Source organism: Xenorhabdus sp. NBAII XenSa04 (assembly GCF_963866145.1).
Taxonomy (GTDB): Bacteria; Pseudomonadota; Gammaproteobacteria; order Enterobacterales; family Enterobacteriaceae; genus Xenorhabdus; species Xenorhabdus indica.
Window position 1 is genome coordinate 1 of record NZ_CAWMEB010000109.1, and the last position, 322, is coordinate 322.

General features: G+C 49.1%; 1 pseudogene. It reads left to right on the forward strand.

Annotated elements, in window-relative coordinates:
- Positions 1 to 322, forward strand: a pseudogene (locus AAC147_RS05715) (IS110 family transposase); the annotation flags it as partial.

Below are 322 nucleotides of genomic sequence, written 5' to 3' on the forward strand. Positions count from 1 at the left end.
TTTGTTCAGCCCAGAACGGAAGCCCAACAAGCCATGCGAGCGTTGCATCGTGTCCGGGAATCACTGGTCCGGGATAAAGTCAAAACGACCAACCAGATGCAGGCTTTCCTGCTTGAGTTTGGCATCAGTATGCCCAAAGGGATTGCTGTGATAAAACGACTCTCCACTGTGTTGGTTGAACATGAACTTCCCCCTTATCTGGTACAGGTATTACTGCGGTTACAGGCGCATTATCACTATTTGGTTGAACAAATCACCGAGATTGAAACTGCCCTGTCACAGGAGATTGCTCAGGATGATACCGGACAACGGCTGATGACGA